15 protein-coding genes are annotated in these 13,161 nt (G+C 70.9%); 7 read left to right on the forward strand and 8 right to left on the reverse strand.

The window, feature by feature from the left end:
* Window positions 1–148: 148 nt before the first annotated feature.
* Both VA596_RS05105 and VA596_RS05110 read right to left on the reverse strand, forming a co-directional pair.
* Window positions 149–1,090 carry a carbohydrate kinase family protein gene (locus VA596_RS05105; protein WP_323324108.1) on the reverse strand — a complete coding sequence of 314 codons (942 nt, stop codon included), beginning with the start codon at window positions 1,088–1,090 and terminating at the stop codon, window positions 149–151.
* A 41-nt stretch (window positions 1,091–1,131) separates the two neighbouring features.
* Window positions 1,132–1,707, reverse strand: coding sequence for a TetR/AcrR family transcriptional regulator (locus VA596_RS05110; protein WP_323324110.1), 576 nt, complete (start codon window positions 1,705–1,707; stop codon window positions 1,132–1,134).
* A 103-nt stretch (window positions 1,708–1,810) separates the two neighbouring features.
* Here VA596_RS05110 and VA596_RS05115 point away from each other — a divergent pair, with 103 nt between their 5' ends.
* The 3 genes from VA596_RS05115 to VA596_RS05125 all read left to right on the forward strand — a co-directional run bounded on the left by VA596_RS05115 (window position 1,811) and on the right by VA596_RS05125 (window position 4,519).
* Entirely contained in the window at window positions 1,811–2,947 is a 1,137-nt protein-coding gene (locus VA596_RS05115; RefSeq protein WP_323324112.1) for an acyl-CoA dehydrogenase family protein, read from the forward strand.
* Window positions 2,948–2,991: 44 nt separating this feature from the next.
* On the forward strand, window positions 2,992–3,519 hold the full coding sequence (locus VA596_RS05120) for a Uma2 family endonuclease (protein WP_323324114.1): 528 nt from the start codon (window positions 2,992–2,994) through the stop codon (window positions 3,517–3,519).
* 394 nt (window positions 3,520–3,913) lie between these two features.
* The gene (locus VA596_RS05125) at window positions 3,914–4,519 is read left to right on the forward strand and encodes a Uma2 family endonuclease (RefSeq protein ID WP_323324116.1); all 606 of its coding nucleotides are present in this window, start codon (window positions 3,914–3,916) and stop codon (window positions 4,517–4,519) included.
* A 70-nt stretch (window positions 4,520–4,589) separates the two neighbouring features.
* On the opposite strand, the gene VA596_RS05130 is transcribed toward VA596_RS05125, so the two are convergent.
* Genes VA596_RS05130 through VA596_RS05145 form a run of 4 tightly spaced genes read right to left on the reverse strand, consistent with a single transcriptional unit; the run spans window position 4,590 to window position 7,807 of the window.
* Window positions 4,590–5,807, reverse strand: coding sequence for an amidohydrolase (locus VA596_RS05130; RefSeq protein WP_323324118.1), 1,218 nt, complete (start codon window positions 5,805–5,807; stop codon window positions 4,590–4,592).
* Window positions 5,808–5,818: 11 nt separating this feature from the next.
* Window positions 5,819–6,322: a GNAT family N-acetyltransferase gene (locus VA596_RS05135; protein ID WP_323324120.1), complete on the reverse strand. Its 504-nt coding sequence runs from the start codon at window positions 6,320–6,322 to the stop codon at window positions 5,819–5,821.
* Window positions 6,289–7,194: an aldose 1-epimerase family protein gene (locus tag VA596_RS05140; RefSeq protein WP_323324122.1), complete on the reverse strand. Its 906-nt coding sequence runs from the start codon at window positions 7,192–7,194 to the stop codon at window positions 6,289–6,291. Before VA596_RS05140 ends, VA596_RS05135 begins: the two co-directional genes overlap by 34 nt.
* A 10-nt stretch (window positions 7,195–7,204) precedes the next feature.
* Complete coding sequence (locus VA596_RS05145; protein WP_323324124.1) at window positions 7,205–7,807, reverse strand: protease pro-enzyme activation domain-containing protein; 603 nt, start codon at window positions 7,805–7,807, stop codon at window positions 7,205–7,207.
* Window positions 7,808–7,927: 120 nt separating this feature from the next.
* On the opposite strand from VA596_RS05145, the gene VA596_RS05150 reads away from it, so the two are divergent.
* Genes VA596_RS05150 through VA596_RS05165 form a run of 4 tightly spaced genes read left to right on the forward strand, consistent with a single transcriptional unit; the run spans window position 7,928 to window position 11,107 of the window.
* On the forward strand, window positions 7,928–8,506 hold the full coding sequence (locus VA596_RS05150; protein ID WP_323324126.1) for a TetR/AcrR family transcriptional regulator: 579 nt from the start codon (window positions 7,928–7,930) through the stop codon (window positions 8,504–8,506).
* A complete protein-coding gene (locus VA596_RS05155; protein WP_323324128.1) occupies window positions 8,506–9,342 on the forward strand; it encodes an MBL fold metallo-hydrolase in 837 nt (278 codons plus the stop codon). The genes VA596_RS05150 and VA596_RS05155 overlap by 1 nt, the downstream gene beginning before the upstream one ends.
* Complete coding sequence (locus VA596_RS05160; protein WP_323324130.1) at window positions 9,339–10,163, forward strand: MBL fold metallo-hydrolase; 825 nt, start codon at window positions 9,339–9,341, stop codon at window positions 10,161–10,163. The genes VA596_RS05155 and VA596_RS05160 overlap by 4 nt, the downstream gene beginning before the upstream one ends.
* Before the next feature lie 56 nt (window positions 10,164–10,219).
* Window positions 10,220–11,107, forward strand: coding sequence for a hypothetical protein (locus VA596_RS05165; protein WP_323324132.1), 888 nt, complete (start codon window positions 10,220–10,222; stop codon window positions 11,105–11,107).
* Window positions 11,108–11,151: 44 nt separating this feature from the next.
* Here the strand turns inward: VA596_RS05165 and VA596_RS05170 are convergent, their stop codons facing one another.
* Together VA596_RS05170 and VA596_RS05175 are read right to left on the reverse strand one after the other, a co-directional pair.
* Window positions 11,152–11,718 (reverse strand): DUF3558 family protein, encoded by a 567-nt coding sequence (locus VA596_RS05170; RefSeq protein ID WP_323324134.1) that lies wholly within the window; start codon window positions 11,716–11,718, stop codon window positions 11,152–11,154.
* Window positions 11,719–11,741: 23 nt separating this feature from the next.
* Window positions 11,742–13,007 carry an MFS transporter gene (locus VA596_RS05175; protein WP_410171867.1) on the reverse strand — a complete coding sequence of 422 codons (1,266 nt, stop codon included), beginning with the start codon at window positions 13,005–13,007 and terminating at the stop codon, window positions 11,742–11,744.
* Window positions 13,008–13,161 lie beyond the last annotated feature (154 nt).

Consider the following 13,161-nt stretch of genomic DNA (forward strand, 5'->3'; position numbering starts at 1 on the left):
CAGGTAGCCACGTGTTCACGCGAGGAAACACTGGCGCCTCGCTGCACACCGCCCCGCTGGGGTATGAAGAATGCCTCTCTACGCTAGTCGAGAACCCCGGCACCGCGCAGCGGTGACGTTGCCCCTGGTACCCGCTTTGGGACCAGGTTCACACGGTGGATGCCATATCGGCCGACGTGGGCGGCTCCGCGCCACTGCGCGACACGGTGATCGAAGCCGCTTTCGCCGCGAAAGCCAGGGCTTCGCGCCACGCGTCCGCGTCGAGGGACGCCAGGTCCGAGACCTCGTGGGTGGTCAGCCAGGCCAGCAGCGCGCCCTGCACGGTGTCGCCGGCGCCGATGGTGTCGACGACCTCGACCCGCCGCGACGGCACGTGGGCCAGCTCACCTGCGTCGGTGATCACCGCGACGCCGTCGGCGCCCCGGGTGAGCACCACGGCGTCCACACCGGACTCGACCCACGACTTCGCGGCGGCGACCGGGTCGGCGCCTTCGGTGAGCCACGCGGCGTCGTCGTCGGAGATCTTCAGCAGCCGGACGTCCGGGAGCCACGACGCGAACCGGGCGCGGTAGGCGGCCGGATCGGTGATCAGCGCCTCGCGGATGTTGGGGTCGAGGACGGTCAGCACGCCGCGCGCGGCCTCGCGCCGCAGCATCGCCTCGTACGCCGACGCGCCGGGTTCGAGGACCATCCCGAGGGTGCCGAGCGAGAGCGCGGTCGTCCCGTCCGGCAGCGGGCCGGGGTCGGCGACGAGCCGGTCGGCCGTGCCCTCGACGTAGAACGTGTAGCGCGCGGCGCCCTTGGCGTCGAGCGCGACGACCGCCAGCGTCGTCGGCTCGTCCCCGCGCTGCAGCAGCGACGTGTCGACGTCCGAAGCGTGGAGGCGGTCGACCATCGCTTCGCCGAAGCGGTCCGTGGACACCCGCGACAGGAAGGCCGTCGGGACGCCGAGCCGGCCCGCGGCCAGTGCGACGTTGTACGGCCCGCCGCCCAGGCGCGGCAGCAGCGCGCGCAGCCCACCGTCCACAGTGGAGTCCAGGGGGTCACCCGGGACGAGGTCAACGAGCGCTTCTCCGCCTACGACGATCACCGGGCGAGTTTAAGGGAGAACGCCGTGACAATTCCTGTCCGCTATTTGTTCAGCCCGCCGAGCAGCAGCTCGCCCAGCGCGGTGAACGCCTCGGCGTCGGACACCTCGGTGCGCTGCGCGAGCACGCCGGTCTGGATGCCCTCGACGATCAGCCCGGTCATCTCGGCGACGAGCCGGGCGTGGACGTCGCGGAAGACGCCGTCGGCGACGCCCTTGTCGATGAACGCACGGATTCGCTGCGCCGCGAACCGGCTGTTGACCTGGTAGGTCTCGCGCGCCGGGGCGAACTCGGCGATGTCGCGCATGAACGTCGCCGACGCCCGGTTGAGGTGCTCGGCGACGCCGGCCAGGTACTCGCCGATGAGCTTGGGCGCGTCGTCGATCCCGGCGATCCGCTCCTCGATCCGCTCCGCGGCACCCCGGAAGAACTGGGCCACGACCTTGACGGCGAGCTGCTCCTTGCTGGGCGCGAGGGCGTAGAGCGTCGACTTCGAGCAGCGCAGGCGGCCGGCGATGTCGTCCAGGGTGAACGCGGCGAAGCCCTCGGCGAGGAAGAGCGCCTCGAGGTCGGCGAGCAGGGCGCGTTGCCTCGCGGTGGGCCTGCGACTGGCTTCCATCGGACCACTATCTCCTATGTCTCGCGGCCGCCCCAGGCTTGTCGTACTGTACTCTGAGCAGACCCACAGTACTGTTTTCAGTACGGTTTTTTGGAGGACGACGATGCCCGCCGAACGCCTGCTGCCCACCTCGGAGGCCGAGGACCTGGTCGCGCTGGCGACCGAGATCGCCCGCGACGAGCTCGCCCCGCGGGCGGCCGAGGCCGAGGAGGCCGAGCGGTTCCCGCGTGAGCAGTTCCGGCTGCTCGGCAAGTCCGGGCTGCTGGGGCTGCCGTACGCGGAGCGCTGGGGCGGCGGCGACGTGCCGTACGAGGTGTACCTGCAGGTGCTCGAGGAGATCTCGGCCGCGTGGATGACGGTCGGCGTCGGCCTCTCGGTGCACACGATGTCCTGCTACGGCCTGGCCAACTGGGGCACCGACGAGCAGCGCGACGAGTGGCTGCCGGACATGCTCGAAGGGGGTTTGCTCGGCGCGTACGCCCTGTCGGAGACGCAGGCGGGCTCGGATGCGGCCGCTTTGTCGACACGCGCGCGCCGGGACGGTGCGGACTACGTCGTCAACGGCACGAAGGCGTGGATCACGCACGCCGGCGTCGCGGACTTCTACACGACGATGGTCCGCACGAGCGAGCAGGAGATCTCCTGCCTGCTGGTCGACGGCTCGACACCCGGCCTCTCGGCGGCGCCGCGCGAGCGCAAGATGGGCCTCACGGGGTCGCCGACGGCCCAGCTGAACTTCGACAACGCCCTGGTGCCCGCATCCCGGCTCATCGGCTCGGAGGGGCAGGGGCTGCGCATCGCGTTGTCGTCGCTGAGTTCCGGCCGTCTCGGCATCGCGGCGTGCGCGGTGGGCCTGGCGCAGGCGGCGCTGGACGAGGCGGTTTCCTACGCGAAGGGCCGCTCCCAGTTCGGCCGCCCGATCATCGACTTCCAGGGCGTCGAGTTCCTGCTGGCCGACATGGCGGCCACGGTCGAGTCGTCCCGCGCGACCTACCTGGACGCGGCCCGGCGGCGCGACCGCGGGATGCCGTTCCAAAGGCAGGCGTCGATCGCCAAGCTGGTGGCCACGGACGGCGCGATGAAGGTGACGACGGACGCCGTCCAGGTCCTCGGCGGCGCGGGTTACACCCGCGACTTCCCGGTGGAGCGGTACATGCGGGAGGCGAAGGTGCCGCAGATCTTCGAAGGGACCAACCAGATCCAGCGCATGGTCATCGCCCGGGAGCTGAAGTCCGCCTGACCTGGTTACGGGTGTCTCACGCTCGGTACAGCTACGGTTACGCCATGCTGTTGACGGTCGAGGAGTACATGGCGCTGGGTGCGACCGACCGCGGTTTCACCGAACTGGTGGAAGGCCGCGTGGTGACCTCACCCGGCTCGGGCCGTGCGCACAACATGGCGGCGTGCCGCTTGGCCGCACAGCTCGAGCGGCAGCTGCCGCTAGGCCTGACGTTCGCCCTGGGCGCGGACGTGGACCTGGGCCTGGCCGCACCGGGCGAACCCGGTTTCGCCCGCCGGCCGGACCTGCTGATCTTCTCCCGCACAGCGGCTTCCGGCGTGGGCCCGATCCGCGCCGAGGAGGTGACGGTGACCATCGAGCTGGTGACCCGCGGCTCCCGGCGGACTGACTACCGCGTGAAGCACGACGAGTACGCGGACGCGGGGATCCCGCACTACTGGATCGTCGACCTCGGTGAGCAGGTCTCACTGACGGCATGCCGAGGCTACGACGACGCGGCGGCGGTCACCGGCACCTTCGCGACCGACGTCCCGTTCCCGGTCAAGCTCGACCTCGACGCCCTGCTGTCGTGAATCCGGCATGGTGCACCACCTGGCCGCTCTCCAGCTGGCCTGCCAGCTCAAAGGCCAAGTGCCACCCGAACTCGATTTCGTCTACGGCTGCGACGTGGACCTGCGCTTGGCACCTCGCGGCGAACCAGGATTCGCTCGTCGTCTCGATCCGCGCCGACGAGGTGGCAATGGTCATCGAGATCGTGTCACCGGACTCCCGGCGCACCGACTACCGCGTGAAGCACGACGAGTACGCGGATGCCGGGGATCCCGCACTGCCGGATCGTCGACATCAACGCGCTGCTCATGAACTTTGCGCCCGGTTGAGGGAAAGGTGTCTCACGAAGCGTACAGATACGGTTACTCATGGTTGCACTTGAGCCGTGAGAGAATTCCGGCGACGTGAGGAGATGCTGTGATTGCACTTTCCCAGCCGGAGCCCGGTCGCCGGTGGGAGATCCCCGATCACCTGCTGACGATCGAGGAGTACGCGGCACTCGGTGAAACCGACTCAGGTTTCACCGAACTCGTGGAAGGCCGCGTCGTGATGTCCCCCAGTCCCATTCCCGACCACAACGACGCGTTGCTCGAACTGGCGCAACAGGTCATCCCACAGGTACCGGGCCACCTCAAGGTTCTCCTCGACACCGACGTGGATCTCGGTCTGGCGCCCAAGGGCAGACCGGGCCATTCTCGACGGCCCGACCTGCTGGTTGTCGAAAGAACCGCGCTCATCCGCGTTCGACAGACGAAGGGCATGCTCCGAGCCGAAGACCTGGCGCTCGTGGCCGAAATCGTGTCGCCCGGTTCGAGGCGCACGGACTACCAGGTGAAGCACGACGAGTACGCCGACGCCGGGATCCCGCACTACTGGATCGTCGACATCACCGAGCCGGTCTCCCTGGTCGCCTGTCACCAGGCCGGGGAATTCGGCTACCAGGACGCGTCCGCAGTCACCGGGACCTTCGCCACCGACGTCCCGTTCCCCGTCAAGATCGACCTCGACGCGCTGCTCTCGTGAACGAAAATAGACGGACGACACGCCGGAACCGCCCGGTAACCGGCGTGTCGTCCGTCCGTTCGGGGGACGGTCAGCGGGACTCGCGGTAGCGGCGGTCCGCCGATACGCCTTCGCCCAGCTGCTCGTCGAAGTGGTACACCTCGGCGCCGCGGACGAAGACCCGCAGGGCGCGGTTCATCACGTCCAGCGGGTCGCCGGACCAGAGGACGACGTCCGCGTCCAGGCCCGGCTTCAGTGAGCCGATCTGACTGTCCAGACCCAGCATCTCAGCCGGGTTGACGGTCAGCGAACGCAGGGCCGTGTGCGGGTCCAGACCGTCCTTGACCGCCAGCGCCGCCTGGTAGACCAGGAAGTTGATCGGGATCACCGGGTGGTCGGTGGTGATCGCGATCTTGACGCCCGCGCGGGCCAGGATGCCCGCCGACCGCAGAGTCCGGTTGCGCAGCTCGACCTTGGACTTCGTGGTGAACAGCGGCCCGAGGATGACCGGGACGTTGCGCGAGGCCAGCAGGTCCGCGATCAGGTGGCCTTCGGTGCCGTGGTTGATCACCAGCTTGTAGCCGAACTCGTCGGCGAGCCGGATGGCCGTGACGATGTCGTCCGCGCGGTGCACGTGCTGGTCCCAGTACAGCTCGCCGTCGAGGACCTTCGACAGCGTCTCCAGCGTCAGGTCGACGTCGTGCGGCTTGCCCTCGGCCGCCGCGTGGTCGCGCTTCGCCTGGTAGTTGCGGGTCTTCGTGAACGCCTCGCGCAGGATCGCGGCGACCCCCAGCCGCGTCGACGGCGTCTGCTTCTTCTCGCCGTACACGCGCTTCGGGTTCTCGCCGAGCGCGCTCTTCACGCTGACGTGCTCCGCGAAGATCATGTCGAGGATGCTGCGGCCCCAGGTCTTGACGCCGATCGTCTGGCCGCCGATCGGGTTGCCCGACCCGGGCTTGATGACGACGCTCGTGACCCCGCCGGCGAGCGCGTCGTCGAAACCGGGCTCGTACGGGTCGATGCCGTCGACGGCGCGGAAGCGGGCGCCGTTCGGGTCGGTCATCTCGTTGGTGTCGTTGCCGGACCAGCCTTCGCCGTCCTCGTGGACGCCGAGGTGGGCGTGGGCGTCGATGAAGCCGGGCAGCACCCAGGTGCCGGCCGCGTCGACCAGCTCGGCGTCCTCCGGGATGTCGACGTCGGCCTCGGTGCCGACGGCGACGATCCTGCCGTCGTCGATCAGGACCGTGCCGCCGTCGATGGGATCACCGTCGATGGGGACGACGTAGCCCCCGACAATTGCCTTCGCCATAGTTCGCCACGCTAACGAACTCGGCTGGACGCCGCGACGCGGGGCTTCTCCAAGTGCACCAGCTCGTGGTTGTTCTCGGGCGTCCGGTGCGTCTCGCGGTAACCGTGCTTCGCGTACAGCCTCAGCGGCCCGGCGCTGGCCGAGCCCGTGTACAGCCGGAACAGCGTCACCGGCGGCGGGGCCAGGTCCTCGGCCGCGCGCAGCAAGGAGCCGCCCAGGCCGGCGCCCTGCCGGTCCGGGGCCACGACCAGGCGGCCGATCACCGCGACGTGGTCCGTCACCGTCAACCGCACCGACGCGATCAGCCGGCCCGCGTCCCGGACGCCCCACGAAAGGCCCAGCAGCGCCGCGCGCGTCTCGGCGAGGGTCTCCAGCAGCGGGGGCAGGTCGAGGTCGTCGTGGGCGCGGGCTTCGGTGACGTACGCCGCGCGTTGCAGCGTCAGCACTTCGCCCGCGTCGGCGACGCCCAGGCGAAGCGGCTTCACCTGACCCGGATGCCCCAGCTGCCCGACCACGACGCCGCCGGCTCCAGCTCGACCAGGTCGGTGCCGGTGTTGAGGGCGTCGGCCGGGCAGGTCATCGGCTCGATCGCGACGGCGCGGCCGCGGCCGACCAGGTCGTCCGGGGTGAAGACCTGCGCCCAGTGGAAGTCCGGGCCGGTCCAGACCAGCAGCTGCTGCTCGCCGTGCGCGAGGACGAAGTGGTGCAGCCCGTCTTCGGCCGTCGAGAGCCCGCCGAACGCCGTGTCGAGGTCGACGCCTTCGAGAACCCGCCCGCCGCGGAAGTCGTACTCGGTGCCCTCGACGTCCTGCTCCGGCGAATACGGCATCTGCTCGTCGCCGAGGTACGGCCGGACGCGGCTCGCGGGCAGGGTGAGGGTCAGCTCGTCGGTCGGGACGTCGCCGATCCGGAAGTACGGGTGCGTGCCGACGCCGACGCCGATCGGCTGGTCACCCTCGTTGCGGATCTCGTGGGTGATGGTCAGCTCGCGCGGCGCGAGGTCGTAGGTGATCGTCGCGCGCAGCGGCACCGGCCAGCCCGGCTGCACCGCGACGTCGACGGCCAGGGTGATCGACGACTCGGCGTGCTCCAGCAGCTCCCACTCGAGGTGGCGGGTCAGGCCGTGGATGGCGTTGCCGCGCGCCTCCTCGGTGATCTCGAGCTGCTGCTCCTCACCCTGGAACGTCCACTTGCCCGCCTTGGTCCGGTTCGGCCAGGGCAGCAGCACCTGCCCGGCGCCCTTCGGGGGCTTCGCGTCCTCGGGGAACTCCTCGACGTACGGCACTCCGCCGACTTCGAACGCACGCAGGCCCGCACCGATCTCGGTGACGACGGCGCGCGCGTTGCCGCGGGTGATCTCGAACTGCTGACCGGTCGGGTTGCCCATGCGGACGACCTTACCGACGCGGCGGCACGACCTTGATGCCCAGCGCCGCCGCGTCCGCCAGCACGTCGGCCAGCACCGCGCGTTCCTGCCCGGCCCAGTCCTCGTCGGCGAGGGTGCCGCCGAGGTCGAGCACCGGCGGGGTCGGCTCGGCGTGCACCGCGGCGGCCAGCGCGGTCAGGAACTCGCCGGGCCCGTCGTCGAGACCGAGCACCGCGACGACGATCCCGTCGAGCTCCGCGGGGATCCACAGCTCACCCGTTCGGACGCGCTCGCCGTCGTGGACGACGTGCAGCTTGGTCCCGAAGGCCCGCACGAGGGTCCCGCTCTGAGCCGAAACGACTACTTTCCGTGTACCCAGATCGCTGTCGACGACCTCCAGCCCGAGGCCCCTCAGTGACGCGCGGACGATCTCGACGTCGACCGGATCGGCGCCGTGCCGCTCGGCGAACAGCTCTCGTCCGAGAGTGTCCGGACCCTCGATGAGCTGGTCAGGGATTGACGAACGCCGGCGCAGCACGAGCGTCACGGTGATGCGCCGCCGCGAGGTGACGGCGGCCCTGGGCAGCTCTCGGCGAACACCACCCGGCAGTGCCACGAAGTCGGATTCGCTCACGCTTAGTGATGATGCGCCCTGTCGCTCGGTCAGACCAGCAGCCTCACCCGGATGGCCGCAGACAGCCTTTCAGCGTTACTCACTAGACCGGTCGTCATAGTTTGAGCTACGGTCCCTTCCATGGTTCGCCGCACCGACACGCGGCAGCGGATGCTCGACACCGCCGCCGACCTGTTCCACTCGCAGGGTTACCACGCCACCGGCCTCACCCAGCTGACGACGGCCGGGGGTGCGCCGAAGGGGTCGCTCTACTTCCACTTCCCCGGCGGCAAGGAACAACTGGCCGCCGAGGCCGTCCGGCTGTCGAGCGAACGCACCGGCCAGCTGCTCCGCGCGGTCGTCACCGACGCCCCGGACGTCGCGACCACGGTCGACCGGGTCGTCGACGTGCTCGCGAACTTCCTGACGGAGTCCGACTTCCAGCGTGGCTGTCCACTGGCGACGGTCGCGCTGGACGCCGCTGCCGAGAGCGAGCCGATCCGCGAAGCCTGCGCGGACGGCTACTCGGCCTGGCACGACATCCTCACCGAATACCTTGCCGCGCAAGGACTCGGCCCGGACCGCGCCGACGAGCTGGGCACCATCGTGCTCGCCGCCGTCGAAGGCGGGCTGCTGCTGGCCCGCACCCGCCGTGACGTCGCCCCGCTGCGGGCCGTCGCCGCCCACCTGCACACCACCCTCGAACGGGAGTTCTCCTGATGCGGGTCCACCACCTGAACTGCGGGACCATGCGCCCGCTCGGCGGCCGGCTGGTCGACGGCCGGCCGGGCCTGTTCCGCCGCGCCACCATGGTCTGCCACTGCCTGCTCCTGGAGACGGCCACCGGGCTGGTGCTGGTCGAGACCGGCATGGGCACGCCGGCCGCCGTCGACCGCGAGGCCTGGCTCGGCGCCGGGTTCGTCCGGCAGTCGAACCCGGTCGCGGATCCCGCGTTGCCGGCGATCGCGCAGATCCGGGCACTCGGCTTCGACCCCGCGGACGTCCGGGACATCGTGCTGACCCACCTCGACCTCGACCACGCGGGCGGGCTGATCGACTTCCCGTGGGCCCGCGTGCACGTCTACGCCGAGGAGCTGCGGGCCCTGGAGTCGCCGCGTGACGCCGCGGAACGCGGGCGGTACCGGAAGATCCAGTTCAGTCATGGTCCACAGTGGACGTCCTATGCGGACACCGGGGAACCGTGGTTCGGCTTCGACGCCGTGCGGCAGCTGGACGGCCTGCCGGAGGAGATCCTGCTGATCCCGCTCGGCGGGCACACCCGCGGGCACGCCGGGGTCGCCGTCGACACCGGGAGCGGGTGGCTGCTCAACGCGGGCGACTCGTTCTTCTTCCACGGCCAGGTCGACCCGGCCACGCCGCACTGCCCGCCCGGCCTGAAGTGGTTCGAGGGTCGCATGGAGACGGTGAAGGGCGCCCGGCTGGACAATCACGCCCGCCTGCGCCAGCTTGTTCAGGAGCACGGCGACGACGTGAGCGTGTTCGCCGCGCACGACGAGACCCAGTTCCTCCGGCTGAGCACCAGGAGCAGCGTATGAAGGTGCACCACCTCAACTGCGGCACGATGCGCCCGGCGGGCGGAAAGCTGCTCGACGGCGAGCCCGGGCTGCTGCGCCGGGCGGAGCTCGTCGCCCACTGCCTGCTGATCGAGACCGGCGACGGCCTGGTGCTGGTCGACACCGGGTTCGGCACCCAGGGTGTCGCCCAGCCCGGCAAGTGGCTGGGCCGCCCGTTCGTGGCGATGGTCGGCGCCCGGCTCCTGAAGGCCGAGACGGCGGTCGCGCAGATCGAGGCGCTCGGCCTCGACCCGGCCGACGTCCGCCACATCGTGCCGACCCACCTGGACATCGACCACGCGGGCGGGCTGGCGGACTTCCCGAACGCGGTGGTGCACGTCCGCACGGAGGAGCACCGGGTGGCGACGGCCCCGTCGAACGCGGCCGAGAAGAACCGCTACCGCGCGGCCCAGTTCGCCCACCGTCCACTGTGGAGCACTTACGACGAGACCGGCGAGCCGTGGTTCGGCTTCGACGCGGTCCGGTCGCTGAAGGGCCTGCCGGAGGAGATCCTGCTGGTCCCGCTGACCGGCCACACGCGCGGCCACACCGGCGTCGCGATCGACACCGGCGACGGCTGGCTCCTGCACGCGGGCGACGCGTACTTCTTCCACGGCCAGCTCGACCCGGTCGCCCCGCACTGCCCGCCGGGCATGACGGCGTTCCAGAACCTCGTCCAGACGAAGCGCGGGGCCCGCCTGGAGAACCTGGCCCGGCTGCAGGAGCTGGTGAAGGACCACCAGGACGAGGTGGCGGTGTTCTCGGCCCACAGCCCGGTGGAACTGGCCGCGCTGCGCCGATAACCGAGGGAACCGGACGATCTCCCGTCGCATCTGAGCCGCGGACGACGGGAGTTCCGATGGTGGTGAAGACCGGGTGGTGCCTGCTGCTCGCCGTCCTCGTGACGGCCTGCGGGACCACCACCCCGCCCTCTCCGGCGGCGGCGCCGGACCCGGCGCCGCTCGACCTTTCCGGGGTCGTGCTGCTCCAGCGCGGGGCCGGGCACGACGACGTCGTCTTCGCCGATCCCGCCACCGGCGTCGTGAAGACGACCTTGCCGCTGACCGGGCACGACACCTCGCCGTCCCGGTTCGGCGGGCCGGCCACCAAGCTCGACCTCGTCTCCCCCGATGGGCGCTACGCCACCCTCGAGACCGGCGGCGAGGTCGACGTCTTCAAGCTGAACAAGCGCGAGCGGCGCTACGAACGCACCGGCGCCGTGCCGGGCTTCCGGAACCCGCGGTTCGGCCCGGCCGGGACCAAGCTCTACTTCGACGACGGCCAGGCCGTCTACTCCACCGACTACACCCGGCCCGGCCAGCACACCAAGGAAGCCGACCTCGTGCCCGCGGACGACCAGCACGCCTGGTGGCCCGACCCGCAGGGTGGGGTGCTCACCGGGAAGGACGTCCACCGCGCCGGCGCCTTGGCCTACCTGACCGACTCCGCGGGCGCGATCGCCTACGCGACCTACGACGACGCGGGCACGCGCTACGACCTGGTCGCGGCCCTCGACGCCACGACCGCGCTGCTGTCCGCCGCCACCGGCACCGACGCTCACGGCGTGCTCGCGCGGCTGAAGCTCGACGGCGGTGCCGCGCAGCTCACCAAGCTCGTCGAGCGGTCCGAGCCGCGGATCACCAAACGGCCGCCGCGCCGGACCGGGCCACCGTGCTGTACCAGTCGACGCGGGGCGAGTGGTTCGACTCACCCGTCACACCCGGCGCGATCACGCGGCCCGCGTTGAAGCAGCTTCCGGCCGCCGACCTGCAGCTCGTCGGCTGGGCCTGATCAGCTGGCCGCGAGGGCCGTCTTGACCAGCGGGGCCATCTGCTCGGGCGTCATCTTCGCCGGGCCGGTGTAGTTGATCAGCACGGGCGTCCCGGACACCACCTTCGCCGAAGCGAGGGTCGCCGTCTTCTGCTCGTCGACGTAGTAGACCGCGCCGTCGGCGAACCCGGCGACGTCCCGCGCGCCCGCCTTGCCCTTCTTGATCGACGCGACCATGTCGGCGGGCTTGCCCTCCCGGCCTTCGAACCGCGTCACGGCGAGCGCGCCGGCGGCCTTGTCGCCGAGCTTGTACTCGCAGCTGCGCGACTTGCCGCCGTTGGCCGCGTTGTCCTGCGACGGGCCGGCGACCGCGGTGAGGTTGTCCAGGAACAGGGTCTTCGAGACGGCGTCGGCGGGCAGGATCTTGCACGGGTCGAGCGACGCGGCCGTGGCGTTCGGGCTGGGCGTCGGCGTCGGCTTTGGCTTCGACTCCGATGACGGCGAGCTGGGCGCCGGCGCCGGCTGGGATCCGGACGAACAGGCGGTCAAAGCGGCAGAAGCGACCAAAACGACGGCGAGCTTACGCATGCCCGCACCCTAGTCCGAACGGCCTAAGCGGTCGGCGCCCGGTACCGCCAGAACGCCGGGAGCACCAGCATCGAGGCCAGGACCAGCACGATGACCAGCAGCCCGCCGACGGTCGCCGTGGCCGCGGTGCCGAACGCGGCGGCGCCCCAGCCGTGGGTCAGGTCGGCGATCCGCGGCCCGCCGGCGACGACCACGGTGAACACGCCCTGGAGCCGGCCGCGCATCTCGTCCGTCGTCGCGGTCTGCAGGATCGCCATCCGGTAGACGGCGCTGACCATGTCCGCGGCGCCGGCCGCCGCCATGAAGACGACCGCGAGCCACAGCGAGTGCGCGAGCCCGAACGCCGCGACCGCCGCACCCCACGCGCAGATCGAGATGACGACCGCGACGCCCTGGCGGTGGATGCGCGTCAGCCAGCCGGAGAACAGCCCGATCAGCATCGCGCCCGCGGGCAGCGCGGCGTAGAGCCAGCCGAGCGCCGGGCCGCCGCCGGGCGGGTCGCCGAACGTGCGCTCGGCCATCTCCGGGATCAGCGCCCGCGGCATCCCGAAGACCATCGCGATGATGTCGGCGACGAACGAGGCCAGCAGGATCTTCTGGCCGGCGAGGTACCGGAAGCCGTCGACGACGTCCCGGACGCCCGCCCGCCGCGACGGCCCGTTCAGCGGCGGGATCGACGGCAGCCGCCAGACCGCGAAGAGCGTGATCGTCAGGGCGACGACGTCGATCAGGTAGAGCGTCGAGAGGCCGAGGACCGGGATCAGCGCCCCGGCCAGCAGCGGGCCGAACACGGCACCGAAGGTCGACATCGTGGTGCTCAGCGCGTTCGCCGACGGCAGCAGCTCGGCCGGCACGAGCCGGGCGACGACGGCGCCGCGGGTCGGCATGTTGATCGCGAAGAACGCCTGGTTGACGGCCAGCAGGCCGAGCACCAGCCACACCGAGCCGAAGTTCATGAACGCCTGCAGCCAGAGCAGCGCGGAGGTGATCGCGACCCCGACGTTCGTGACGAACAGGAGTTTCCGCCGGTCGACGGCATCGGCGATGGCGCCACCCCAGAGCCCGAAGACCAGCAGCGGGACGAGCGCGACGAGGCCGCTGAGGCCGACGTACGCCGACGAGCCGGTGATGTCGAAGACCTGCTTGGGCACGGCCACGGCGGTCAGCTGGGTGCCGACCGCGGTGACCACAGTGGACAGCCAGAGCCGCCGGAAGGCCGGGATCTTCAACGGCCGGGTGTCGACGACGATGCGACCGAGGAGCCCGCGGATGCCCGAGCGGGGCGGCAAGGTCCCCGGTTGATCACTCACAACCAACGAGCTTAGCTCGGCTAACTATCCCGGGTCGCGTGATTTTCGTCGCCGCGGCCGGCCAGCACCCGCCCTCTCCGGGGGACCGGCCCCGCTTCCAGCGTATCGGGGAGGTCCGACGGAAGGCCCGAAA

It is taken from the genome of Amycolatopsis heterodermiae, assembly GCF_034929455.1.
GTDB lineage: Bacteria > Actinomycetota > Actinomycetes > Mycobacteriales > Pseudonocardiaceae > Amycolatopsis > Amycolatopsis heterodermiae.